We start from the raw sequence: 24,863 nt of genomic DNA on the forward strand, positions 1-24,863 counted from the left end.
TTACAATTGACTGTAAGAAAGGGGTTACAATTTGCATGCGCTCATTTGAAGAACGATTGACGAACCACCTGGAAGCGACGGCGCTTCTCGCGACACTGATTCAACCTTCACGCGATCAGCTCCGACTCGATAAATTAGATACATTTTCAAAGAAGTTATTACGACGCGACTATACGATTGCCTTCGCCGGTCATTTTTCTGCCGGTAAATCCAGTATGATCAATGCCTTGACGGGCGAATCCATTCTCCCGACGAGTCCCATTCCGACGAGTGCAAATATCGTCACGCTTCGTCAAGGCGAGACCAACGAAGCGATTGTTTCCTTCCATGATCGAAAAGCAGTCCGTCTAGCCTCGGAAGATGATTTGCAACACTTACGCCATTTCGGCCGTGACGGCACCGTCCAACAAATCGACATCACCCATGCGACATCCACTTTACCACCTGGTCTCGTCCTGATGGATACGCCAGGCGTCGACTCCGTTGATGACGCCCACCGGATTTCGACTGAATCGGCGTTACATGTCGCCGACTTAATCTTTTATGTCATGGACTATAACCATGTCCAATCTGAACTGAACTTCAGCGTCACAAAAGACTTGCTCGCTTCTGTTCCTGAACTCTATTTAATCGTCAATCAAATCGACAAACACCAAACATCCGAGCTGTCATTCGATGCCTTTAAACGATCCGTCGAAAAATCGTTTACTGAGCATGGTGTTCAGCCGAAAGGCATTTTCTTCACGAGCCTGCGTGAGCCGGAATTCGCGGGGAACGACTTTTCTGCCGTCAAGCGATTGGTCGACCAAAGTATTCGTGACGCCCAGCCGAAATTGATCGAATCCGCTCAAACGACGCTCGAGGTCTTACACCAGGAACACATCAACTATTTAGAAGACATGATTGAAGAAGCATCTGACGCGATGCGGGATACGGTCTCGGCGACCGAACGCGCAGAAGCGGAGCGTGTGTTTGACCGGCATGCACAAGTCAAACATCAATTGACCCTGTTTGCTCCTGAACAATGGAGCAGCCGTTTTTCGGCACACCGGGAAAGTTTACTTCGCAATGCGACGCTGATGCCGTTTGAATTGCGCGAAAAGATGAAAACGTTCCTCGAATCTCGGCAACCTGCATTCAAGGTCGGATTGTTCCGGAGCGCTAAAAAAACACAGGCGGCGCAACAAGTCATCGCTGACGATGTCCTGCGCGCTCTCCAGTCTGTCACTGCTTCTGAAATTGCGCTTCACCTTCGAAAACTTATGAAACAATCGCTAGCGGAAATTGATTTGCTGTCTGACGAGCACTCGTTACGAATCGATCAACTCCCACTTGATCCACCGTTAGCCGTCATTGAGGAAGCACTTCAAGACGGCATCACGATTACCGGGGAATCGGTCTTGCAATTCACGAATCGGGTCGTTGCATCGGTCAGTGCTTGGTACGTCAAGGAAACGAACCATTGGCGAGAAGCGGTCCGCCAGGAGTTGACGCATGAAAACATCCCTGCGAAAGCGACGCTTCAAGCTGAATTTGAAACGCTCGAACAAAAATGTGACGTGATGACAACGTTCAAGAATGCGGAACAGGTGTTAATAAGCTACCTCGAACGAGCGAACGAACCGACCACTGACGATATGACAGCGGCACGTGAGCAACTAGAACAGTGGCGTACGCAGCTTACGCAGGCGACGCTCGACATTGAGACGTTTACAGGGATCAATCCAGTCGTGACACAAGAGATGGAGACTACGCATGAAGAAACGCTTCAAGCTGTCCCATCCCGTTATACATTAGAAGAGATGCAGCAAATCCAGACCATTCTCTCCGGTGTTCGCGGGTTCGAGGACGCTACGAAGTATTTGCAACAAAAGCTTGCGCGCGTGACGACAAGCGACTTTACGATTGCCTTATTCGGTGCTTTCAGCGCCGGCAAATCTTCGTTTTGTAATGCTTTGCTCGGTCATCGTGTCCTACCGGTCTCACCGAACCCGACGACGGCATCCATCAATCGGATTAAACCGGTCACGGCGACGCATGTCCACGGGACCGCAACGATCCGGTTTAAATCGGAGACTGACCTTCTCAACGACTTGAACGAAGCCCTGCAAACGTTTGACGCAACGATGCCGTCAGTCACTGCCGTCGTCACATGGTTGCGCGAACGGACGACAAGCGACTTGAACGTTGCCTCTTTCTTACGCGCGTTCCTAAAAGGATATCCGACGGTCGAACCTTTCATCGGTACAGAACAGACAGTCGATCAATCGGCATTCGAGGAGTATGTCGCACAGGAACACCTCAGTTGTTTCGTCGATGTAATCGACCTGTATTTCGACAGCCCGTTGACACGTCTCGGAATCACGCTCGTCGATACACCGGGTGCCGATTCCATCAATGCCCGGCATACGGACGTCGCATTTGAATACATTAAAAATGCGGATGCGATTCTGTTCGTCACCTACTACAATCACGCCTTCGCCCGAGCCGATCGTGAATTTTTGATTCAACTTGGCCGGGTTAAGGATGCATTCGAGCTCGACAAAATGTTTTTCGTCGTCAATGCGATTGATCTCGCAACTTCGACAGCGGAACAGCAAGATGTCCTACACTATGTCGGCACGGAACTAAAACGGTTCGGCATCCGTGCACCACGCCTGTTCGGCGTCTCGAGCCTCAACGCCCTTGCCGAGAAACAACAAGGGATTGATGAACAATCCGGCATCGATTCGTTCGAACAAGCCTTCCATCACTTCTTGAACCATGATTTGAAAGGGCTCGCGCTTCAATCCTTGACGGAAGAGACGGACAAGACAATTTACCGCCTTAATCAATTGATTGATCAGACAGAACGGAACATTGCCAGAAAAGATGCCCGATTGACGGAACTCGATGCGCTCGAACAAGAGATCACGGCACACTTCTCGAACGGTCGGGTCGAACTCGTTCACCATGAGCTATTTGCTGAGATTCATGAATTGTTACATCACGTCAATCAACGCATCTATTACCGCTTCCCAGACTTTTTCAAGGAAGCCTATCATCCGGTCCGGTTTGCGAACGCGACGAAAGCAGTCGCTTTGCAACAAGCACTCATCGAATTACTCGGATTTTTGCGGTATGATTTTGAACAAGAATTACGTGTCACCCATTTCCGGATCGATAGCTGGGTCCAACGTGCCATCGCAAAGCGTCTTGACAAAGAGGCGATGTATGCTGCGAAACTGAACCCGTCGTTCCAACTATCACCACTCGATCCGCCAACGCTACCTCCGATGACGTTCAGCGGTCCGTTCCAAGATGACACGAAATACCGTTCCGTCAAAAGCTACTTCCGGAACGCAAAGGCTTTCTTCGAACGGAACGAGAAGGAGCACTTAAAAGACGCGCTGGTCGCGTTGACGAAACCGGATGCCGTTAGTTATCTCGAAGGCGAAGAGTCGCGCCTTCGTCATCTAACGGAGCAACATCTCGACGAGGTCTTCGCGACACTCTATGCCGAATGGACAGAGACATTATTGAGCCAAATTGAGACGGAACGTTCGACTTTGACGGATGCGCATCCACTGGACTCATTCAAGGCTGCCCAAGCGAAACTGCATGACGTATTTGAGCAATCGGTTCACTAAAACAGTGGGCTGACGCTTTAAGATTTGTTCAGGTATCCGTCATGAATGAGAAGACTATACAATGGAAAACGCCGCTGTCCCCGTGTGTAAAACGGAAACATCGGCGTTTTTTGTGTGACCGGCGGGAAAGGAACAACGATTTCTCACGCCTACTCTTCAAACCAGTGATTTCGGATAAAATAAACCGTCATCCCGATTGCGACGAGCACCATCACGCCAAGCGTAATGAAGTAACCATAGCGGACCGTCAGCTCGGGCATATATTGAAAGTTCATCCCGTAGATGCCGGCGATGAACGTCAACGGCATGAAAATCGTCGTAAAGATCGTCAACGTTTTCATGATGTTATTCATGCGGTAGGAGTTCAAAGATATGAAGTTTTCCCGGAATTCCGACGTCATCGCCCGATTGTATTCAATCATGTCGTTTAACTTCAGCAAATGGTCGTAGATGTCACGGAAAAATGCTTGTTTGTTCGGATGAATCGCCAGTCGTTTCGATTCGATGACCCGATACAGTAAATCCCGCATCGGTAAGACCGTCCGTGCGAGTTCAAGCAAGTCTGAGCGGATGTCAAAGATATCTTCCATGATTTGTTTGTCATTGCCTGCTTGTTCATATCGACCTTCGAGTGAAAAAATGCGGTCTTCCAGGTTATGAACGATCGGGAAATACCCGTCGACGATTTTATCCATGATTTTATGGACAACTTCGACCGTTAGATGTTCTTCATGCCCTGTCAATTTTTGAAATGCCCGAAACACGAAGTCCACTTCCCGTGACGCCTGCTCATGATACGAAATGACGTATTGTTCACTCGCAAATAGATTGATTTCTTTCCCTTTTAACGAAGGTTCTTCAACCGCATGCAATACAAAAAAACTGTACCCGTCATAATATTCGAGTTTCGGTCGCTGTAAGTATTGAAAACAATCTTCTATCGCGAGCGGATGAAACGTAAACGAGGAGACGAGTAACTGTTTCTCCTGTTCTGTCGGTTGGTCGAAATCAACGAAATACCACTTAATGTCCGACCGCGTTAAGCGATCGAGATTCGTATCGACGAAAACATGATTGTCCTGTGTGACAATAAGGGCACGAATCACCAATGAACACCTTCCTTGCTATTTTCTCACTTTAGTATGGCAAAACCGACCTTAAATAGCCATCATCAAAAAAAGGACTTGCGCCAATTAGCAACACAGTCCTTAATCGTTCACCCGCGTTCAAAATAAAAGCCACTCCAATAGACTTGGCGATATGTGAATTCTTTCCCACTTTTCGTTGTCACGAGCATCTCATCTTCCGAGACGACAGCAATCTTGATCGGCGTTTCACCATGATCCGTCAAGTAATTGAGTATTTCAAGATGGCGGTTCAACCACATACGGCGCCGAAACCAACGAAAACGGCTAAATGCGGCGCTAAAATGGAGAATCGAAAATAACATGATGATCATTCCGAATGGAAGCGGAATTTGGAAGAGCGCGATGATATAAAGATCGGCGATGATGAGGAAAACAGACAGCCCCATCTCCGTCATCTCCATGAAGGAAGCTTTATACGTCGCGTAATATGTCATGACCCGGAACAAAATGATCACGGTCAAGTACGGTACGAAATAAAGTTGGAATACATTGTCGGAGCCACTATTCATGAACATCAATAAGGGTAAGAAGAAGAGCAACTTCCAGATCAGGATGGCGGAATAAAACAAAGTGTGGTCCGTGTAGCGTTTGCGTACGATGGTTTGACTAATGTTCATTGCCTTCCCCTCCTTCAAAAGTGACTGAGTGCTAAGCCATTGATGTCGGGACGTGATGCCTATAAGGGTATCTTTCCTGATTGGACGGTTTCTAATCGTCTATTTTGCAATTATACGCGTCCGTATGTAAAGTATACGAAATATTCCGAAAAAAAGATTCGATTTCCCATCATTCCCCACACTTCAATGACACATTTGAATTTAGATTTGTCGCTTTGCCCTTTTTTCTTTAGACTAAAGAAAGACCGTCATTAGAAAAGAGTTGAATTGACATGTACACACACATCATCGTCGGCGCCGGTATTCTCGGTGCATCGACAGCCTATCACCTATCAAAACAAGGGGCGACCGTGCTTTTGATTGACCGAAAAGAGAGCGGACGCGCAACCGATGCAGCAGCCGGCATCATCTGCCCCTGGATGACACAACGTCGCAATAAAGCCTGGTACCGCTTAGCAAATAATGGCGCTCACTATTACGATACGTTAATCGAAGAACTGGAAGCGCTTGGCGAAACCGCGACCGGGTACCGAAAAGTGGGCACGATCGCGCTACATGAATCATCAAAAATCGAGAAGATGAATACGATTGCTGAAAATCGTTTCCCGGAAGCCCCAGGCATCGGACGCATCGAACGACTCGACGCTTCTCAGGTCAAATCTCTATTTCCATTGATCGATACTGTCGAAGACGCGTTGTTCGTCTCCGGCGGGGCTCGCGTCGATGGTCGTGCCTTGCGTGGCGCACTCGAGCGGGCGGCAATCCATTACGGGGCGACCGTTATTGATGCGGATGCTGAATTACTCATCGAAACAGGACAAGTGAAAGGTATTTCAATCGATGGACAACCGCATTACGCGAAGCACGTGATTTTGACGGCTGGGGTCTGGATCAATGAATTGTTACGTCCGCTCAAGCTCGAACTCGATATCCGGACGGAAAAAGGACAAATCCTTCATCTTGATTTAGAGGAAATGAAAACGAAACATTGGCCCGTCATCATGGGGCAACGTGGACTCTATCTCGTGTCGACGGAAGATGGTCGCCTTGCTTTAGGTTCGACCCATGAAAAACAACTTGATTACAACTTACAACCGACCGTCAAAGGGATGCATGCGCTCTTAACGCGTGCCCTCCCTGTCGCACCACGACTCGAAGAAACGAACATCTATGAAATGCGGGTTGGTCTACGTCCCTACACGAGTAATTCGTTACCGGTCATCGCCTCACTCGATGCTCACCCGAACGTTTTCATCGCGAACGGCCTCGGTGCATCCGGATTGACGATCGGCCCTTATCTCGGACGCGAGCTCGCAGAACTGGCGTTAAATCAACCGCTCGAGATTCCGTTAAGTGATTACGTTCCGACTTATCACAACTAATTTGTTTGACGATAGGAGATGACCCATGGATCCGATTAAACCATTTGTACCCGTCGAAACCTTTACCGCGTTAGATATTCGTGTCGGGACGATTCGTTCTCTCATCCGTGACGAGAATGAAACACACCTTCTCAACGTGACGGTCGACTTCGATGGACACGATCACTCTTTTTTACTCGACTGGGTCGAAACCCGGTTCGACTATGAAGAAATTTTAGGGAAACAAGCCATCGCGATCCTGAACGTCGAGGGCGTACGCGCCGGTTTCACAGGTCGTATCCTTGAACTCGGTCCGCTCGATCAACTGATGCCCGTCCTCGTATGTCCGGAACATCCAATTCCGGACGGAAGTCGCGTCAGCTGAGACTTCGCCTGATAGTTCTGCATGCCGCGTCTTTTCGGTTAAACAGTTTCAAGCGGAAAATCCAATGCAACTTTATCTACACGCAAATAGAAGGGATTGCCCATCAACTTTAAGATGGCAATCCCTTCTATTTTATCGTCAGTTAGCGGTGTGCCAGCCTTTCTTCCATCGTCATGATCGCGTTAGCCGTTCGTCTTCTCAAGGTAATGGACGCTGAAGTGATGATTGGCGTCCGTCCAGTAAGTGACGGCCCGAAAGCCACTTTTACCTGCCAACTGCTGAAATTCTTCGATGCTATATTTGTAAGAATTTTCTGTATGAATCGTTTCACCTTCCTGGAACGTAAACGGCTGACCGTTGATTTGTACGATCTGGTCAATCCGACTGCGGATGTGCATCTCGATTCGACCTTGCGCCTCATTATAAAATGCTACATGCTCAAACCTTGTTTGATCAAATGTTCCATCTAAGACACGATTGATGTGGGTCAGGATGTTTAAGTTGAACGCTTCCGTGACGCCGGCCATATCGTTATACGCCCGATGAAGAATGTCCGGATTTTTTTTCGTATCGACACCGATTAAAAAGCCGTCTCCCACTTCGAGTAAATGAGATGAATGGCGCAAGAACTCCATCGCCTCCGCCGGATCAAAGTTACCAATCGTCGATCCCGGGAAGAAGATAACTTTTTTCAGTGCGCGGTCGACCGGTAGTGTGATCGGTGTCGAATAGTCGCCACAAACCGCTTTAATCGAGAGATTTGGATAATCTTTAGACAACTCCGCCGCCGACTGTAGTAAATAGTCCTTCGAGATATCGATTGGGACATATTCTTCCAACCCGTGCAGCGAACTGAGCAGACTTTTGATTTTCCGACTACTGCCACTCCCATACTCAATCAATGTATGGACAGGACCAATCTTATCTGCAATCGTCGTTTGGTGCGTCGTCAAAATCTCGAGTTCAGTGCGCGTCGGATAATATTCCGGTTGTTGCGTAATCTGCTCGAACAGTTCCGACCCCGTTTGATCGTAAAAATACTTGGCGTGAAGCGTTTTAGCCGGTTTCGATAAACCAGCTATGACTTCTTCTAACATATTTTGCTGCGTCGTATATAAATCAAAGCTTTTCACTTGCTGACTCATCTTACAGGTCACCTGCCAAACGGAACCCACTGAATTGCCACCGTTTATCCGGCGGGAAGAAATTACGGTACGTCTCACGGATGTGATCGTCCGGCGTCACACACGCGCCACCCCGTAACACCATCTGGTTAGACATGAACTTTGCATTGTATTCACCTAGTGCTCCTTCAAGCGGTCGACTGCCCGGGTATGATGAATAGGCACTGGCCGTCCATTCCCAAACGTCACCAAACATTCCTGTCAATTCGTGCTCGGCCCGTACAACCGATGCCGGATGATACGTTCCTCGTCCCATCATGTTCCCTTGTCTTGCGACCGTTTTTGCCGCATGCTCCCACTCCGCTTCCGTCGGGAGACGTTTTCCTTTCCAGCGACTATAAGCATCCGCCTCATAAAAGCTGACGTGACAAACCGGTTCGTCGAGTGCGAGTGGTTCGACACCACTTAATGTGAAGACAGACCAGTCCCCCGACTCATCCTTCATCCAGTAGAGCGGTGCTTTCCAGCCGAGTTGCTTGATGGCTTGGTACCCGTCAGAAAGCCAATATTCAGACGTCTCATAACCTCCAGCTTCGATGAAAGCTAAGTATTCCCCGTTCGTCACGGGCGCAGTTGCCAGTTCAAATGGATTCAACCATACTTTATGGACAGGACTTTCGTTGTCAAACGCAAAGCCGGTCCCATCATGGCCGATTTCAATCAATCCTCCATCGAATGTTTTGTAAGCAGGACTGACATTGGTTTCAGCAGTCGGCACGACCGCTTTATTTTGATAGGCCGGTAACAAGGGATTGACGAACAAGTTAAATTTCATATCCATCAAAATAAGTTCCTGGTGCTGCTGTTCATGTTGTAATCCCATCTCAATCAAACCTTCAATTTTCTTTTGACTCGCCGCGTCGCGATCTTGTCTCAAGAACGTATCGATTGCCGCATCGACGTACGAGCGGTAGGCGATGATTTCACTTACAGTCGGCCGCGACAAGACACCTCTTTGATGGCGCGGTTGATACGGACCGATTGAGTTGTAATACGAATTGAACAGATAATTGAACTGTGGATTAAACACTTGATACGCTGCATCGTATTCCTGTAAAATCATCCGTTCGAAAAACCATGTCGTATGCGCGATATGCCATTTAGCCGGACTTACATCAGCACTTGCTTGGATTACGAAATCTTCTGGTTCAAGTGGATCAATCAATTCAATTGTCTTATCACGGACTCGCGTAAACTTTTCGATTAAGTACGTTGTCGTTTCTGTGTTCATATGCTATGCCACCCCTTTTAATGTAATTTTCTGAAAAAATAACCATTTAACTATTACCCTGTTTTTATGGGAAGTATGCAAAAAAAAAGCAGACGTCGTCAAGACCGTCTGCTTTTTCTACTTTTAATTGCCTTAAAATACTTTATCCCCATTAAAGATTGAGTTCTTGACGACGACATAGTCGACCGTCCGAATCGCTTGCAGTTTATTTCCTCCGGCGTACGAGATCGACGATTGCAAATCTTGCTCCATCTCCGTCAATGTATCGGCTAAGCTCCCTTTATGCTCAACAAACATCTTTTTCCCCTCGACGTTCTTTTTTTCACCTTTTTGGAACTCTGATGCCGAACCAAAGTATTCTTTGACGCGGACACCATCGACTTCATGCGTCTCACCAGGCGATTCTTCGTGCCCGGCAAACAATGAACCGATCATGACCATCGTCGCACCAAAACGGACGGATTTCGCAATATCACCGTGTGTCCGAATTCCTCCATCCGCGATGATCGGCTTGCTCGCAGCTTTAGCGCACCAACGAAGTGCTGCCAGTTGCCAACCGCCTGTTCCGAATCCTGTTTTAATCTTCGTGATGCAGACTTTCCCGGGTCCGATTCCGACTTTCGTCGCATCCGCACCTGCATTCTCAAGTTCACGGACAGCTTCCGGCGTTCCGACATTTCCGGCGATGACGAAACTGTTCGGTAAAAATCGTTTAATGTGCTGAATCATTTGAATGACTGCGTCTGAATGACCATGCGCGATGTCAATCGTAATATACTCCGGCACGAGCCCTGCCTGTGCGAGTTCTTCGATGAACACGTATTCTTCGATCTTGACGCCGACACTAATCGACGCGATTAAGTTTTTTGCTTGCATCGTCTCAACGAACGTCCGCCGTTTTTCTGGTTCAAAGCGATGCATAATATAGAAATAACCATTTTCGGCTAAGTACGTCGCAATCGATTCATCGATGATGGTTTGCATGTTCGCCGGGACGACCGGCAGTTTGAATCGTCTTCCACCAAACTCGACCGTCGTATCACACTCAGATCGACTGCCAACGATTGACTTTGCGGGAATCAATTGAATATCTTCATAATCAAATACTACATCCATTTTCAACACTCCAAATAACGAATATTTTTTAAACTATCGTTTATAATCGTTCGTACTTGAACACTATATCGAATGCAGAATGTCATGTCAAAGGATTTAGAGTAATTTGTCATCTAAAAACAAATGTTTTTATCTTATAAATGAGTTATCGTTCGTTTTTTCATTCGATTTTATGTCTTAATCGCTCTAATCAGTCTTTTCACCAGTCAAAATATCTTAATTTTGAATTTCGGATGAAAATCGATGTTAGATCATGCAACGCGAATGAGCGTGTAGACAAACTCTTATGAAGCGTGAACAGGCTATAACGAGAGGCAATCCGTTCGCGCTTCCCTGTCTCGCCTCGTCTTCAAAGCGGCAACTGATCGCGCCGCTACAGCAAAGCTGAAGGGTCGCGACCGATTGCTTTTCGCGGTCTAAAGCGATTCGAGACGGATTGCGCTCTAAACTGTCTGCATGACTGGATTTCTGTCACGGTATTGCCTGAAAATCGTCATGTTTCGTTGACTCCTACGGGGCAAAGTACGTTTTTAACGCACTTTCAGAGGCAGGCAAGACCCTGCTCGTCGTCCGCTAGGATCCAAGGAGCAATGGCGCGCCTCGTCCGAGGAAAGCAACGAAAAAAGACGCTGTATCTCCCGATAGCACGTTGTCTACAGTCTAGCGAATGATAGTCGTTCTTCAAAATGAAAGTACGTCCATTCAAGCGATTCACCATTAAAACAGCCAATCAGGCGTGTTAGTCGAATGAATAATCCAGTTTCTTCATATAACGTGCGAATGACTGCATACACAGAGGTTCACCTTATTCGATTGTACCCGCGGATGATCGCGACGACAAAAGACTAAAAAGTAATGGCGTTTTAGTTTTTTGCACCATGCACTATACTACGTCGACATCGACAACAATCATTTTCTCCTCACACTAAAAATTCTTCTTTTAATAGTGCGAACATCGTGAAGTCTTCCCAGTTTCCATTAATATATAGACTTTTCCTAGCAAGTCCCTCTCTTCGAAAGCCTACTTTTTCGAGAACACGGCTCGATCCAATGTTCTCAGGCATCACTTCCGCTCGTAACCGATGAAATGCATACTTGTCAAAGAGCAGTGCAACTGCTTGAATGACCGCTTCAGCCATCAATCCTTGACCATTGTAATTTCGATCAAGTTGATAGCCGATCATACATGTTTCAGCCGGAAACCGTTCAATGAACGAAGCAGATACTTCGCCGATTAATGCATTGTTCTCCTTCAGGAAAACACCAAACGCATAGTAACGATCATCTTGCATCTTTTGTAATGTTTGACGAATCCGTTCTTGGTGGGCTCCAAGTGAATATTGATCTTCTTTCGGCTTAAGTGGCATCCAAAATTCAAAGTGCCCCCGGTTTCGTACGTTCAGTTCCAGCAATTCTAATGCATCTTCTTCTATATAAGGTCTAATAAAAACACGACTCATCCTTAAACAGCTCCTTTTTAAGTAACACGCCCTATAAATATCTTGAAGTTAAACAGTTTAAACGTTTGATTATTATGTCTTGGGGAAAACAACCTAAGCAGAACAGATGACAATTCAATGACAATCATTTAACGACATGACATTAAGGAGGAGAGCATGAAGACAGACCAAGAACTATTCGAACAAATCGAATTAAAAAATAGTCATGCCCTCGAGTTACTTTACGATCGGTATGAAACTTCTCTTTACCTTCTACTTAGACGCGTGACAACGGATGAAACACGGATTCAACGGACGTTGACACATATTTTTAAAGCCGTTTGGACGGAGCCACGCCGGCATGCTTCCATTCACGGTTATGTCATGGCAGCAATTAAGCACGTCCGACACCCTCATCAGCCTGTCCATTGATTACAAACAGACCTTGCCACTTTTATTCGTTAGGTTGACGCCGAACCCTTTAAAATTTAAGTACATCTGAAGTCATTTCAAGTTTTTTAACAAAAGTTAACGATATTTCTGTTTATTCCTTCCTTTTTTTTCGAAGGCATGCTATATTATTAAGTAATTATTGTTGTTCGGTGGAGATACAAAGTTTACGCTTTAACTCGATGAAATTGATCACGGTAGTAATAATCAGTGTGACTCAGTCGCACGCAGGAGGCAACACACATGGAACAAGGTACAGTAAAATGGTTTAACGCAGAAAAAGGTTTTGGCTTTATCGAACGTGAAAGCGGCGACGACGTTTTCGTTCACTTCTCAGCTATCCAAACTGATGGCTTCAAATCACTTGACGAAGGTCAAGAGGTTTCTTTCGAAGTTGAAGAAGGCCAACGCGGACCGCAAGCAACTAACGTTACTAAACTTTAATTTCCTTAGAGGATTTGCTGATGCAAATCCTCTTTTTTTATTTTTTTTGAAATTACCCTTTCTTTCTTCCGATGAGCATGGTATATTATTAAGTAATTATTGTTGTTCGGTGGAGATACAAAGTTTACGCTTTAACTCGATGAAATTGATCACGGTAGTAATAATCAGTGTGACTTAGTCGCACGCAGGAGGCAACACACATGGAACAAGGTACAGTAAAATGGTTTAACGCAGAAAAAGGTTTTGGCTTCATCGAACGTGAAAGCGGCGACGACGTTTTCGTTCACTTCTCAGCTATCCAAACTGATGGCTTCAAATCACTTGACGAAGGTCAAGAGGTTTCTTTCGAAGTTGAAGAAGGTCAACGCGGACCGCAAGCAACTAACGTTACTAAACTTTAATTTCCTTAGAGGATTTGCTGATGCAAATCCTCTTTTTTAATTCTTTTTTATCTCCCCTTTCTTTTTCAATCGATCCATGGTATATTATTAAGTAATTATTGTTGTTCGGTGGAGATAAAAAGGTTACACTTTTAACTCGATGAAATTGATCACGGTAGTAATAATCAGTGTGACTCAGTCACACGCAGGAGGCAACACACATGGAACAAGGTAAAGTAAAATGGTTTAACGCAGAAAAAGGTTTTGGCTTCATCGAACGTGAAAGCGGCGACGACGTTTTCGTTCACTTCTCAGCTATCCAAACTGATGGTTTCAAATCACTTGACGAAGGTCAAGAGGTTTCTTTCGAAGTTGAAGAAGGCCAACGCGGACCGCAAGCAACTAACGTTACTAAACTTTAATTTTTTTAAGACCTTGCTGATGCAAGGTCTTTTTTTAATTTCATTCATGATAAACTTCATACGTATAGAAAGGAGAATTTCCATGCAACTCTCAACACAAGAACAACTGCAACATGTCTTACAAGCAAGACACGACCATTTGATGGCTGGAAACCGAGAAGCGATGAACGAACTTTTAACTCCTAGTTTCTCGTTCATCGATGGACTTGGACGACAATTCGACGCAGAAACTTATTTAGACCACTATGTTGACGTTGATTTGATAAAATGGGTTTCTTCTATAGATGAATCGATGACTGTCGAGCTTTTTGAGACGACTGCCTTGGTACAAACATTGACAGAAGACCAGTTTCAATATGGGACGACGTCTTATGTAGGACGTTTTCGTATCGTTTCTCTTTATCAACTGACGGACACAGGCTGGAAGTGGCATTTTTCGCAAGCGACGTCGCTTGATCAAAATTAAATGACATGGATCCACTCCTCTCATTTACTGCGATGACGATCAACGGCCTTAACAAGGAATGGCTCTCTCACTTTTTCTCGGGTGAGACAAAAGCCCGTTTCCCTGCTCACTATGGACAGGGAAACGGGCCTATTTGTATCTGACGGTGCGAGCTCTTCCGTTTTATTCTGTAAAAGCCGCGTAAAACCGGAACCGTCCGTCACTGCAATTGGTTTTGGAGCAACTTTTGAGTCAGCCTCTTTATTTATTCGAATTCGGTACTTGAAATCTATCTGAAAGCAATTTGAAAATCCGTTTTCATTCCGTTACACTGAAGTTGCATGTATTTTCTGAAAATTAACGAGAAAGAAGGAATTGGATGACTGTTTTTAACTTTTCCGCAGGTCCAGCCGTTTTACCTGAACCTGTCTTACGTAAAGCACAATCGGAATTATTGAATTATCGAGGGTCCCATCAGTCTGTCCTCGAGCTCAGTCATCGCTCCGCCCTATTCGAAGCAATCTTAGACGATGCAACGTCGCTCGTCCGCGAACTGCTTGAAGTGCCGTCAGACTATGATGTCTTGTTCTTACAGGGTGGCGCAACGCTCCAATTCTCTATGTTGCCACTGAACCTTGCGACGACTCATCGTGTCGACTTCATCGATACGGGCGGCTGGTCGCAAAAGGCGATTGCCGATGCTGCTCCTTATGCATCGACACGCATCATCGCCTCTTCCCGAGACGATCACTATCGGTCGATTCCGGCCGGTCCTTTTACTTCGGATGCCGATTATCTACACGTGACATGGAACAACACGCTTGAAGGGACGACTTTTCAGGAAGCTCCACGTGTCAACGTCCCGCTCGTCGCTGATTTTTCTTCATCAATTTTATCAGAACCGATTGATGTCAGCGCGTTCGACGTCATCTATGCAGGCGCCCAAAAAAACCTCGGTGCTGCCGGTATGACACTTGTCATCATCAAAAAAAGTTTAGTCGAGCAGACACCTTCTGCTCTCGGTTCATACTTACGTTATAACGTTCATGCGAAACACCATTCACTCTACAATACACCACCTACGTATAGTATTTATTTAACGAAACTCGTTCTCGAATGGATAAAACAAGAGGGCGGATTACAGACAATCAAGGCACGCAACCGTGCTCAAGCCGCCTCGCTTTATGATGCGCTCGACCACTCCGACCTGTTTTCGAATCAAGTCGCTCACGCAGATCGAAGTTTGATGAACATCCCGTTTTCGACAGGACAACAAGCCTTAGACGATGCCTTTATCGCATACGCCGAACGACACGGCTTAGTGAACCTACAAGGACATCGTTCTGTCGGCGGTATGCGGGCTAGCCTTTATAACGCGATGCCGACCACTGGTGTCGAAGCTTTACTATCCGTCTTACGTAAATTTGAACAGGGGGAACGTTAAATGTACCAAATCCAGTTGTGGAATGATTTGTCTGAAAAAGGACTGAGTCGCTTTACGGACGATTACCACGTCCATCGCCAAGTTGAGGCACCAGATGCTTTCCTCGTTCGCAGCAAGGACTTACACGGGATGCAGTTCGCCGACTCCTTGAAGGCGGTCGCCCGTGCTGGCGTCGGTGTCAATACGATCCCGCTCGACCAACTCGCAAATCGTGGGATCCCCGTCTTTTCGACGCCCGGTGCGAATGCGAATGCCGTTAAGGAACTCGTCATCGCCAGTCTTTTTTTAACAGCCCGAAAATTGATACCGAGTATCCTTTGGACGAATAATTTACGCGGACCAGACATCCCGGAACGGATCGAAGCCAACAAGCGGCAATTTGTCGGGACAGAGCTGTTAGGTAAACGAATCGGCATCGTTGGCCTCGGGGCAATCGGGGCAAATCTTGCTAATACGCTGCATGAGTTAGGGATGACCGTTTCCGGTTACGATCCGCATATGTCGATTGAATCCGCATGGCGGGTCTCAAATCAAATTCATCGGGTGACGAATCTTGAAGAACTTCTTGCGACGAGTGACTATGTCACGCTTCACCTTCCACTCGTCGATGCAACACATCACCTGCTCGATGAACGCTTGTTGTCGAAAGTCAAGCAAGGTGCGACGCTACTTAATTTTTCGCGTGGTGAGTTGATTGATGAAGCTGCACTCGCAACCGTCCTGAAATCTGGTCGCCTCGCGAACTATGTGACCGATTTCCCGAATGCCTTCATTTTATCATTACCGCGCGTCATCCCGTTGCCGCATATCGGGGCATCGACGGCTGAAGCGGAGGAAAATTGCGCCATCATGGCCGTCGATCAGCTAAAAACGTTTCTTGAGACCGGCAACATCCGTCATTCCGTCAACTTCCCGTCAGTCGAACTCGCCGATTCAGGTAAACGTCGCTTGACGATTGCCCATCAAAATATTCCGAACATGGTCGGTCAGATTGCTTCTGTCCTCGCGACGGAGCGTATTAACATCGCGAACATGATTAACGGTAGCAAAGGGCCGATTGCCTATACGATCATCGACATCGATAACCATCTTGACGAAACGATTTCCTTGACACAGCTCGATGCGATTCCCGGCATCTTAAAAACGCGACTACTTTAAAGGAGTGATCTCATGCCAACATTCGAACCTTTCCAGGCACTACGACCACAAAGTAAATATGCAGAAACGTTCTCTTCGCTACCTTATGATGTCTTCAACCGGGCTGAAGGACGGGTCGAGGTACGCCGTCGCCCTTTATCCTTCCTTCGGATCGACAAAGCTGAAGTGACGCTACCTGATCTAATCGATGAGCACGACATGCGTGTTTATCAACAAGCTGCCCTCCACTTCAAGGATGCACGCGATAGTCAAATCCTAAAGCTTGACGAAGACGAATGCTATTACCTCTATCGTCTCCGTGATGGCGAACATGTCCAAACAGGTTTTGTCGGTTGCGTGTCCGTAACTGATTACGACGACGGCTTCATCCGTAAACACGAATTTACGCGTCCTGATAAGGAGCGAGATCGCGTCCGTCAAATCGATGCGTTAGAGGCACATACCGGCCCCATCCTACTCGCCCATCAACCGGATGATGAACTCAATCGAATCGTTGCAGAACAGAGTACGAATGTCCCGCTCTATCAGTTCACCACCGAGGACGGGATTGAACATACAATCTTTAAAATTACAAATCGCTCTGACATGCTGACGATTGGGAGTCAGTTTGCTCGTCATGACGCACTGTACATCGCGGACGGACATCACCGGGCAGAAGCGGCATCAAAAGTTGCAAAATTACATCCGGACAACGAAGAGGCACAACTGTTCCTTGCTGTCTCCTTCTCAAGTGATCAATTAAAGATCATGGGGTATCATCGCGCTGTCGAAGATCTTTACGGACAATCGGTCGACGAATTACTCGAACGGATCAGTCAACGCTTCACCGTGACGGTTGGTCGTGCTGAGACGACGCAAAAACACCGGTTTGAGATGTATCTTAAGCAACAATGGTATACGCTCGATTACACGACGCAACAGACGACTGTCAAAGACAATCTTGACGTCTCTATCCTTCAGCATGAACTTTTGACACCCTTTTTAGGGATTGAAGATCCTCGGACCGATGCACGGATTCAATTCGTCGGTGGCATCCGTGGGTATGCTGGACTAGAACAACTCGTTGATCACGGGACGATGGCAGTTGCCTTTCACTTACATCCGACCGACTTGACGGATTTGATGCAAGTCGCGGATGCAAATCAAGTCATGCCGCCAAAATCGACGTGGTTCGAACCAAAACTGCGTAGCGGTTTACTGATTCATCGCTTTTTCAGCTGACAATATAAAAGGATTGGCGCAAAAATTGCGCCAATCCTTTTTCTTATCCATTCTTTATTTGTAAGATCGTCCCATGGATTGGCCCTACGTTGATTTCACCAGCCCACTCTGTTCCGTCCAGTAAGTTGACTGCACGTCCTGAAAATTCGAACCGCGCTTCTTTCTCCCCATTGTTGATGAGGATGAGATAGTCCCCATGTGGTGAGGAGCGCCGGATAACGAACTGATTTTTTTCGTCATCGATTTGCTCAAAGACATACGATGCTTCATTCGCGAGCGCCGGATGGGCTTTTCGTAACGCAATCAATTCCGTTACGTAGCTAAGCAGTTCTGTGTCTTGTTTTTCTTGATCCCACTCCATACATTTCCGGTTTGCCGGATCCTGCCCACCGGTCATACCGATTTCATCACCATAATAGATGACAGGACTTCCCGTGAAGGTTAAGAGCGATAATAACAGCAGTCGCATCCGTTCCTTATCGCCACCCGCTCGTGTCAATGCACGTGGTGTGTCGTGAGAGCCAACTAAGTTAAACATCACCTCGTTGACGTTCATCGCGTTTCCGTTCAAGTTCCGGACGACGGCATCACTAAATTCAGAGGCTGTCGTTTCTCGCGTCGCAAAGAAGGTCAAGAACGCTTCCGTCAGTCCGTAGTTCATGACGGCATCAAATTGATCTCCAAACAACCACTCTTGCGAATCCGTCCAGCATTCTCCAACGATATAGGCTTCCGGATTTGCCATACGTACTTCTTTTCTGAAGTCACGCCAAAAGGCATGATCGACTTCACTCGCGACATCGAGCCGCCAGCCGTCAATTCCAAACTCTTCGACCCAGTATCGTCCGACTTTCAACAGATAGGCTTTGACATCTGCATTCGCCGTGTTCAACTTCGGCATGTTGGCTTCAAAAGCAAATACTTCATAGTTCGGCGGGTCCATCTCGATCGGAAACGAATCAATCATGAACCAATCGGCATATTCTGAATCAGCCCCCCGCTTGATGACATCTTGGAACGTCGGGTGGTCGACACTGACATGATTAAAGACGGCGTCGAGTAATACGCGAATCCCGTTCGCATGTAACAATTCGACCATCTCACGAAACTTCTCTTCCGTCCCGAATGCAGGATCGAGTTTCAAGTAGTCAAGCGTGTCGTACTTATGATTGGAGGGTGCAGCGAAAACCGGACAGAAATAAATCCCGTTGATCCCCAAGTTTTTCAAATAACCGATGTTGTCAATCACACCTTGAAAATCGCCACCAAAGTGATTCTCGTAAGCCGGTGCTTCCGACGCCCACGGGACCGTTCCTTGTCGGTCGTTCGTAACGTCTCCATTCGCAAACCGATCAGGGAAAATTTGATACCAGACCGTCTCTTTGACCCATGCCGGTGCATCGAATACGTCGACTGCATTGATGTACGGAACGGCAAAATAATAACCGGGATGGTCAAGCGGAATCTCGTCGCACCATCCCCGTTCCGTGTAGATTGCCGTTTCCTCAGCAGTCGACAACTCGAATCCATAACGGACGCGTCTTCGACTCGGTTTTATGGCGACGAACCAATAGTCGTGCGTCGCGTCAGCACCTGTCCGAATCATCGGTGTTTGTTGCGTTTTCCAAAACTTTTCTTTATCCGGATCAAAGTTCCAGTCCCGATCTTCTTCTCGTTCTGCATCCCATTCGTATGGATCGCCATGAATCAGTCGGATACGGTCGACATCCCCTTTTGCTGTCGTCAACCTGATATGGACTGTTTCTTGATCGTACTTGTAGACATATGGCGACATCGCCCGGTGAAAAACTGCCTGCTTATTAATGATCCGTCACCCCTTCAGAATAGCTATAGATTTAATTCCTGTTCCCGACTTCGTACCTCTTATAAACGTTTTCCGCAAAAAGTCAGCTATTCCCTCACCATTTTGATTCAGTATTTCCCTGTTTTTGATGTATACTGATAACGCAGAGGAAGCCGTCTGGTTTCCAACTAAAATCGAAGTCATGTGAAAGAGAGAGTGGATTCTGATGGGTCGTAAATGGAATAACATTAAAGAAAAAAAGGCATCGAAAGACAAAAACACCAGCCGGATTTATGCGAAATTCGGTCGTGAAATTTATGTCGCTGCGAAACAAGGTGAACCGGATCCTGAATCAAACCAAGCACTTAAAGTTGTTCTCGAGCGTGCGAAGACGTATAACGTGCCACGGGCAATCGTCGATCGGGCGATTGAAAAAGCAAAAGGCGGCGCGGAAGAGAACTTCGATGTTCTCCGTTATGAAGGATTCGGACCAAGCGGCTCGATGGTCATCGTCGAGACATTAACGAACAACGTCAACCGGACGGCCTCAGACGTGCGGGCTGCCTTTGGGAAAAATGGAGGCAACATGGGTGTCAGTGGTTCCGTTGCCTATATGTTTGACGCGACTGCCATTTTTGCTTTTGAAGGAAAATCGGCGGATGATGTTCTTGAATTGATGATGGAAGCGGATATCGACGTCCGTGACATCCTAGAAGAAGAGGAAGCCGTTATCATCTACGCGGAACCCGATCAATTCCACACGGTCCAGGAAACATTAAAAAATGCCGGTGTGACGGAATTTTCAGTTGCCGAGCTCGTTATGCTCGCTCAAAACGAAGTCGCTTTATCTGAAGAAGATGTTCAGCAATTCGAAAAAATGGTCGATGCACTCGAAGATTTAGAAGATGTGCAACAGGTCTATCATAACGTTGAACTTTAAACGATAAAAAAGCAGCCTTTTGGCTGCTTTTTCCTTTTTTAGCTGACGCTTGGTTTAACTATCCTTCCAATTACGCGCTACCTTATTTACAAAATACATTATGAAACGCGTTTCATGACAAGCAAAAAAAAGATTCTTTTTTTATGTTTAGTTCTTCAATTTAATGGGAAAATTATTAATCGGAACGGTTAATCTTTGGAATAGCCCGTTTGTTTTGTAAGAGAAGAAGGAGGAATAATCATGTCATATGCAGTCATTGAAACTTTTAAACACATCGTCAACGAGGCTACTCGCTTTAATCGGGTCGACTTTGGTGGTTACGATATTTATATGCAGACGAACGATGGTCGCCTAATTACTGCTCACATCCGTTTCGACGGTGGTGGTGAAGATCAAAACGAGGCGTATTTACTCCTCGAATCAAGCACCGGTCAACGCCGGATGACGACACTGACGTTACATCAGTTCGAACATCTTTCATCCTATACTGCCCATAGCGAACGAATTCAAGCCCTCGAAAGTACGAGTGCTTAAGTGGTTTTCTAATACATGTCAACAGCGCCTCCCATTACAGGACGCGCTGTTTTTTTACACTTCTTCGTTTTCTAGACGCTCACGTTCCGCATGTGTTTGCGGGAAACCATTCGCTTGCCACTCTGCTTTTTGGATAGAATCGAGTTGTGTTAAGCCAACTTCCGATTCATCTTGACCTTGATCGACACTCGGACGACGATCGAGCTCAGCTGAATCACTGATGCTTTGATTTTGTTTCGCGCATGAACGTTTATATTGCTTGATTCCGAAAACAGACACTGCGGCTAAGCTACCTACAAACAGACTGCGCTTTAATGTAGTATTCATGATTTTGTTCCCCCTGCTTTCCATAGTAGATGATCTTACTTGAATAATGTTCCCTCAATGATTGCAGATTAATCACTTTCTAACCAAGGCTAAAAATTTTTTTCAATCCTTTTCACCCGTGTTTCTACATATTTAATATTTCAATCTAAAAACACTGGTCTCCTTTGCTTCATGAGGGTTCTAGTCATGCAGAGACGGCAAATGTACGCTATACTTTTAACAGGTGCTCAATCATAAAATCGAATGAATATGGCTGAGAGGACAAGTCCCAAGCAGAACAAACGCTTGCGTACGAAGTCCTTCTTTCATTTACTCGGTTCATTTCAAAGGAGGGAATCTTGTGTCATTGCTTCATTTGGCCATCTTGTTGCCATTACTTGCTAGTATCTTCATCCCATTCTTGTACAAACAGTTTCGCTCCGTGCATACGGGATGGTTCGTCTTGCTCGTCCCTCTTTCGCTCGTTCTTTACTTTAGTCAATACATCAGTCAGACGATGGCTGGGGAGACTGTCACGCAATCGATGCAGTGGATCCCGTCACTCGGAATCAACTTCGTCGCTTACATCGATGGTCTCGGACTATTGTTCGCCCTGTTGATCACAGGAATCGGGACGCTCGTCGTTCTCTATTCCGTCTATTATCTTGATGCAAAAAAAGAGGCGCTGCATAATTTTTATGTCTACTTGCTTCTTTTCATGACGGCGATGCTCGGAATCGTCCTCTCCGACAACATGATCGTCATGTACATGTTTTGGGAGATGACTTCGATTTCTTCATTCCTGTTGATCGGGTATTGGTATGAACGGGAACGTTCCCGCTATGGTGCTCAAAAATCAATGTTGATCACCGTCTTTGGTGGACTTTCAATGCTCGGTGGAATCTCGATTCTTTCGTTACTATCCGGCTCCTTTAGTATCCGCGAGTCATTCAGTACACTCGGTACGTACAGTAATGATCCGATGTTTCTTGTTGCACTCGTCCTCTTTTTATTGGCAGCCTTTACGAAATCGGCTCAATTCCCGTTTCATATTTGGTTACCGGATGCGATGGAAGCGCCGACACCGGTCAGTGCTTACCTCCACTCGGCAACGATGGTCAAAGCCGGTCTTTATCTCGTCGCTCGGATGAGTCCGATCTTTGCCGAGACGCCACTTTGGTTCTATCTTGTCTCTGGCGTCGGAATGTTCACGCTATTCTGGGGATCTCTCAACGCTGTCAAACAAGTCGATTTAAAAGCAATATTAGCGTACTCGACGATTTCTCAACTCGGTCTCATCATGTCGCTCCTCGGTTTAGGAGCCGCCGCCTTGCAGGTCGAGGCATTGCCTGACAGTTTATATACGATCGCGACCGTCGCGGCCGTCTTCCACTTGATTAATCACGCAACCTTTAAAGGAAGCTTGTTCATGATGGCAGGAATCGTTGACCACGAAACCGGAACACGCGATTTACGTAAGCTCGGTGGTCTATCACAATTGATGCCGGTCACGTTTACAATTGCGATGATTGGAACATTGTCGATGGCAGGTGTCCCACCATTCAACGGTTTCCTAAGTAAAGAGATGTTCTTGACTGGAGTCAACGAAGTATCTGAATCCGGCTTATTCCACTTGGAAACGTTCGGCTTCTTATTCCCACTTTTCGCCGTCGTCGGAAGTATCTTTACGTTTGTTTATAGTTTACTGATCGTCTACCGGACGTTCCTTGGACCAAAACAGCACGATCAGTTACCAAAAAAACCACACGAAGCACCAATCGGGATGTTGATCTCACCTATCATTTTGGCTTCACTCGTCATCTTGATCGGTCTTTTCCCGAATATGTTGTCGGAAACGATCATCCGTCCGGCGGCCGAAGCGATCTTACCGCAGGTCCTAGCTGCTGGTGGTGAAATTGATGTCCACATTAAGCTTTGGCACGGATTGAATCTTGAACTTCTCTTCACCGTCATCATCATTACGGTCGGGTTCATCTTGTTCAAGACCTTCCCGAAATGGCAGTCACTCTATAACCGGATGCCGAAAAGTTTCTCGCTGAACCATCAATATGATGGCTTGTTACGCCGCGGTGAAAAAGTTTCGACGGCGATTCACGATGCGGTCATGACCGGATACATGCGGTCTTATCTCGTTTATATTTTCGGATTCATTGTCCTCCTTGTGTTATCGAGCCTGTTTTTCTTCGATGCCTTCGCCTTCGACGTCGATCCCTTAAGCTCGATTTCCGCTTACGAAATCATCTTAGTGCTCGTCCTCGTCAGCAGTGCGCTTTCGATCACGTTCGCTCGGTCGCGTTTGACATCAATCATTTTGCTCGGAGTCGCCGGTTATTCGGTCGCTTTGTTCTTCGTCTTGTTCCGGGCACCGGATCTCGCTTTGACGCAACTCGTCATCGAGACAGTTTCTGTCGCACTGTTCCTGCTAGTGTTCTATCACATGCCGGAAATCAGTCGTAAAGAAGAACGAATTAAATTTAAACTTGGAAATGCTGCGATTTCAGTATTGGTCGGTCTCAGCGTGACACTCGTTGCCTTGTCATCACTCAGCCAACGCTCGTTTGCCTCAATTGCTAAGTACTATATTGATAACGTGTATGAATTGGCGGCTGGCGGAAACATGGTCAACGTCATCCTCGTTGATTTCCGTGGTTTTGATACACTGTTCGAAATCAGCGTGCTTGCCATTGCTGGTCTTGGCATCTACGCGATGATTCACTTCAGAAAGACAGGAGGCATCGACAAATGAAAAAACCAATGAAAAAGAATACGAATGACGTCATTCTAGAGTCGGCGACGACGTTCATCACCTTCATTATTTTCTTGTTTGCCGTCTACTTGTTCTTCGCTGGACATTATACGCCAGGTGGCGGATTCATCGGTGGACTAGTCACTGCGTCTGCTCTCGTGTTGATTTTGCTTGCCTTCGACATCAAGACGCTTCGGCAAATCCTGCCGTTCGACTACAAGATGGTGACAGCCGTCGGGATGTTGATCGCTGTTTTGACGGCGTCCGGTGCCTTACTGTTTAATGTACCGTTCTTCACCCACGCCCATGGGTACTTTGATTTACCATTGTTCGGAAAAACGTCTTTGCATACGGCCATGTTATTTGACCTAGGTGTCTACTTCGTCGTCGTCGGCGTCACGATGACGATCATTCAAACGATTGGGGAGAGTGATTAAC

General features: G+C 46.6%; 23 protein-coding genes. 15 read left to right on the top strand and 8 right to left on the bottom strand.

The genetic code is table 11. The features are described from left to right. Positions 1–35 precede the first annotated feature (35 nt). Positions 36–3,629, top strand: coding sequence for a dynamin family protein (locus A0126_RS18455; RefSeq protein WP_088837223.1), 3,594 nt, complete (start codon positions 36–38; stop codon positions 3,627–3,629). A 149-nt stretch (positions 3,630–3,778) separates the two neighbouring features. Here the strand turns inward: A0126_RS18455 and corA are convergent, their stop codons facing one another. Then, positions 3,779–4,735 (bottom strand): magnesium/cobalt transporter CorA, encoded by a 957-nt coding sequence (corA, locus tag A0126_RS18460; protein ID WP_088838498.1) that lies wholly within the window; start codon positions 4,733–4,735, stop codon positions 3,779–3,781. 110 nt (positions 4,736–4,845) lie between these two features. After that, a complete protein-coding gene (locus A0126_RS18465) occupies positions 4,846–5,394 on the bottom strand; it encodes a hypothetical protein (protein ID WP_088837224.1) in 549 nt (182 codons plus the stop codon). Positions 5,395–5,666: 272 nt separating this feature from the next. Between A0126_RS18465 and A0126_RS18470 the strand changes: the two genes are divergently transcribed. Both A0126_RS18470 and A0126_RS18475 read left to right on the top strand, forming a co-directional pair. Continuing rightward, complete coding sequence (locus tag A0126_RS18470) at positions 5,667–6,776, top strand: NAD(P)/FAD-dependent oxidoreductase (RefSeq protein WP_088837225.1); 1,110 nt, start codon at positions 5,667–5,669, stop codon at positions 6,774–6,776. A gap of 25 nt (positions 6,777–6,801) precedes the next feature. After that, positions 6,802–7,140 carry a hypothetical protein gene (locus tag A0126_RS18475; protein WP_088837226.1) on the top strand — a complete coding sequence of 113 codons (339 nt, stop codon included), beginning with the start codon at positions 6,802–6,804 and terminating at the stop codon, positions 7,138–7,140. A gap of 182 nt (positions 7,141–7,322) precedes the next feature. On the opposite strand, the gene egtD is transcribed toward A0126_RS18475, so the two are convergent. From egtD to A0126_RS18495, 4 genes are all read right to left on the bottom strand, one after another. After that, complete coding sequence (gene egtD / locus A0126_RS18480; protein WP_088837227.1) at positions 7,323–8,285, bottom strand: L-histidine N(alpha)-methyltransferase; 963 nt, start codon at positions 8,283–8,285, stop codon at positions 7,323–7,325. Position 8,286: 1 nt separating this feature from the next. Next, positions 8,287–9,555: an ergothioneine biosynthesis protein EgtB gene (egtB, locus tag A0126_RS18485; protein ID WP_088837228.1), complete on the bottom strand. Its 1,269-nt coding sequence runs from the start codon at positions 9,553–9,555 to the stop codon at positions 8,287–8,289. A gap of 132 nt (positions 9,556–9,687) precedes the next feature. Beyond that, positions 9,688–10,671 (bottom strand): GMP reductase, encoded by a 984-nt coding sequence (gene guaC, locus A0126_RS18490; RefSeq protein WP_088837229.1) that lies wholly within the window; start codon positions 10,669–10,671, stop codon positions 9,688–9,690. 920 nt (positions 10,672–11,591) lie between these two features. Then, positions 11,592–12,131, bottom strand: coding sequence for a GNAT family N-acetyltransferase (locus A0126_RS18495; protein WP_088837230.1), 540 nt, complete (start codon positions 12,129–12,131; stop codon positions 11,592–11,594). A 156-nt stretch (positions 12,132–12,287) separates the two neighbouring features. Here A0126_RS18495 and A0126_RS18500 point away from each other — a divergent pair, with 156 nt between their 5' ends. The 8 genes from A0126_RS18500 to A0126_RS18535 all read left to right on the top strand — a co-directional run bounded on the left by A0126_RS18500 (position 12,288) and on the right by A0126_RS18535 (position 18,074). Then, positions 12,288–12,542, top strand: a complete 255-nt coding sequence (locus A0126_RS18500) for an RNA polymerase sigma factor (RefSeq protein ID WP_088837231.1) — start codon at positions 12,288–12,290, stop codon at positions 12,540–12,542. 261 nt (positions 12,543–12,803) lie between these two features. Continuing rightward, positions 12,804–13,004 (top strand): cold-shock protein, encoded by a 201-nt coding sequence (locus tag A0126_RS18505; protein ID WP_029330387.1) that lies wholly within the window; start codon positions 12,804–12,806, stop codon positions 13,002–13,004. Positions 13,005–13,204: 200 nt separating this feature from the next. After that, positions 13,205–13,405: a cold-shock protein gene (locus A0126_RS18510; RefSeq protein WP_029330387.1), complete on the top strand. Its 201-nt coding sequence runs from the start codon at positions 13,205–13,207 to the stop codon at positions 13,403–13,405. Between the two features lie 200 nt (positions 13,406–13,605). Beyond that, complete coding sequence (locus A0126_RS18515; protein ID WP_012370557.1) at positions 13,606–13,806, top strand: cold-shock protein; 201 nt, start codon at positions 13,606–13,608, stop codon at positions 13,804–13,806. Positions 13,807–13,888: 82 nt separating this feature from the next. After that, positions 13,889–14,272 (top strand): nuclear transport factor 2 family protein, encoded by a 384-nt coding sequence (locus tag A0126_RS18520; protein WP_088837232.1) that lies wholly within the window; start codon positions 13,889–13,891, stop codon positions 14,270–14,272. 358 nt (positions 14,273–14,630) lie between these two features. Beyond that, on the top strand, positions 14,631–15,695 hold the full coding sequence (gene serC, locus A0126_RS18525) for a 3-phosphoserine/phosphohydroxythreonine transaminase (protein WP_088837233.1): 1,065 nt from the start codon (positions 14,631–14,633) through the stop codon (positions 15,693–15,695). Next, on the top strand, positions 15,696–16,853 hold the full coding sequence (locus A0126_RS18530; protein ID WP_088837234.1) for a phosphoglycerate dehydrogenase: 1,158 nt from the start codon (positions 15,696–15,698) through the stop codon (positions 16,851–16,853). A 12-nt stretch (positions 16,854–16,865) separates the two neighbouring features. Further along, the gene (locus tag A0126_RS18535) at positions 16,866–18,074 is read left to right on the top strand and encodes a DUF1015 domain-containing protein (protein ID WP_088837235.1); all 1,209 of its coding nucleotides are present in this window, start codon (positions 16,866–16,868) and stop codon (positions 18,072–18,074) included. 43 nt (positions 18,075–18,117) lie between these two features. Here A0126_RS18535 and A0126_RS18540 read toward each other — a convergent pair whose 3' ends face one another. After that, the gene (locus tag A0126_RS18540) at positions 18,118–19,899 is read right to left on the bottom strand and encodes a glycoside hydrolase family 13 protein (RefSeq protein ID WP_088837236.1); all 1,782 of its coding nucleotides are present in this window, start codon (positions 19,897–19,899) and stop codon (positions 18,118–18,120) included. A 205-nt stretch (positions 19,900–20,104) separates the two neighbouring features. Between A0126_RS18540 and A0126_RS18545 the strand changes: the two genes are divergently transcribed. Then, complete coding sequence (locus A0126_RS18545) at positions 20,105–20,818, top strand: YebC/PmpR family DNA-binding transcriptional regulator (RefSeq protein ID WP_029330405.1); 714 nt, start codon at positions 20,105–20,107, stop codon at positions 20,816–20,818. Positions 20,819–21,058: 240 nt separating this feature from the next. Further along, positions 21,059–21,352, top strand: coding sequence for a hypothetical protein (locus A0126_RS18550; protein WP_088837237.1), 294 nt, complete (start codon positions 21,059–21,061; stop codon positions 21,350–21,352). A 54-nt stretch (positions 21,353–21,406) separates the two neighbouring features. On the opposite strand, the gene A0126_RS18555 is transcribed toward A0126_RS18550, so the two are convergent. Beyond that, positions 21,407–21,679: a hypothetical protein gene (locus tag A0126_RS18555; RefSeq protein WP_088837238.1), complete on the bottom strand. Its 273-nt coding sequence runs from the start codon at positions 21,677–21,679 to the stop codon at positions 21,407–21,409. 340 nt (positions 21,680–22,019) lie between these two features. Here A0126_RS18555 and A0126_RS18560 point away from each other — a divergent pair, with 340 nt between their 5' ends. Both A0126_RS18560 and A0126_RS18565 read left to right on the top strand, forming a co-directional pair. Next, positions 22,020–24,425 (top strand): Na+/H+ antiporter subunit A, encoded by a 2,406-nt coding sequence (locus A0126_RS18560; protein WP_088837239.1) that lies wholly within the window; start codon positions 22,020–22,022, stop codon positions 24,423–24,425. Next, positions 24,422–24,862: a Na(+)/H(+) antiporter subunit B gene (locus A0126_RS18565; protein WP_200872396.1), complete on the top strand. Its 441-nt coding sequence runs from the start codon at positions 24,422–24,424 to the stop codon at positions 24,860–24,862. The genes A0126_RS18560 and A0126_RS18565 overlap by 4 nt, the downstream gene beginning before the upstream one ends. Position 24,863: the final 1 nt, after the last annotated feature.

The sequence above is a fragment of the Exiguobacterium sp. N4-1P genome, from assembly GCF_002214325.1.

Coding starts and splice junctions, on each gene's coding strand:
- A0126_RS18520 (WP_088837232.1), top strand. CDS start 13,889: ATGCAACTCTCAACACAAGAACAACTGCAACATGTCTTACAAGCAAGA.
- A0126_RS18550 (WP_088837237.1), top strand. CDS start 21,059: ATGTCATATGCAGTCATTGAAACTTTTAAACACATCGTCAACGAGGCT.
- guaC (WP_088837229.1), bottom strand. CDS start 10,671: ATGGATGTAGTATTTGATTATGAAGATATTCAATTGATTCCCGCAAAG.
- serC (WP_088837233.1), top strand. CDS start 14,631: ATGACTGTTTTTAACTTTTCCGCAGGTCCAGCCGTTTTACCTGAACCT.
- A0126_RS18555 (WP_088837238.1), bottom strand. CDS start 21,679: ATGAATACTACATTAAAGCGCAGTCTGTTTGTAGGTAGCTTAGCCGCA.
- egtD (WP_088837227.1), bottom strand. CDS start 8,285: ATGAGTCAGCAAGTGAAAAGCTTTGATTTATATACGACGCAGCAAAAT.
- A0126_RS18465 (WP_088837224.1), bottom strand. CDS start 5,394: ATGAACATTAGTCAAACCATCGTACGCAAACGCTACACGGACCACACT.
- A0126_RS18475 (WP_088837226.1), top strand. CDS start 6,802: ATGGATCCGATTAAACCATTTGTACCCGTCGAAACCTTTACCGCGTTA.
- A0126_RS18515 (WP_012370557.1), top strand. CDS start 13,606: ATGGAACAAGGTAAAGTAAAATGGTTTAACGCAGAAAAAGGTTTTGGC.
- A0126_RS18500 (WP_088837231.1), top strand. CDS start 12,288: ATGAAGACAGACCAAGAACTATTCGAACAAATCGAATTAAAAAATAGT.
- A0126_RS18455 (WP_088837223.1), top strand. CDS start 36: ATGCGCTCATTTGAAGAACGATTGACGAACCACCTGGAAGCGACGGCG.
- A0126_RS18495 (WP_088837230.1), bottom strand. CDS start 12,131: ATGAGTCGTGTTTTTATTAGACCTTATATAGAAGAAGATGCATTAGAA.
- A0126_RS18470 (WP_088837225.1), top strand. CDS start 5,667: ATGTACACACACATCATCGTCGGCGCCGGTATTCTCGGTGCATCGACA.
- egtB (WP_088837228.1), bottom strand. CDS start 9,555: ATGAACACAGAAACGACAACGTACTTAATCGAAAAGTTTACGCGAGTC.
- A0126_RS18545 (WP_029330405.1), top strand. CDS start 20,105: ATGGGTCGTAAATGGAATAACATTAAAGAAAAAAAGGCATCGAAAGAC.
- A0126_RS18535 (WP_088837235.1), top strand. CDS start 16,866: ATGCCAACATTCGAACCTTTCCAGGCACTACGACCACAAAGTAAATAT.
- A0126_RS18530 (WP_088837234.1), top strand. CDS start 15,696: ATGTACCAAATCCAGTTGTGGAATGATTTGTCTGAAAAAGGACTGAGT.
- A0126_RS18505 (WP_029330387.1), top strand. CDS start 12,804: ATGGAACAAGGTACAGTAAAATGGTTTAACGCAGAAAAAGGTTTTGGC.
- A0126_RS18565 (WP_200872396.1), top strand. CDS start 24,422: ATGAAAAAACCAATGAAAAAGAATACGAATGACGTCATTCTAGAGTCG.
- A0126_RS18510 (WP_029330387.1), top strand. CDS start 13,205: ATGGAACAAGGTACAGTAAAATGGTTTAACGCAGAAAAAGGTTTTGGC.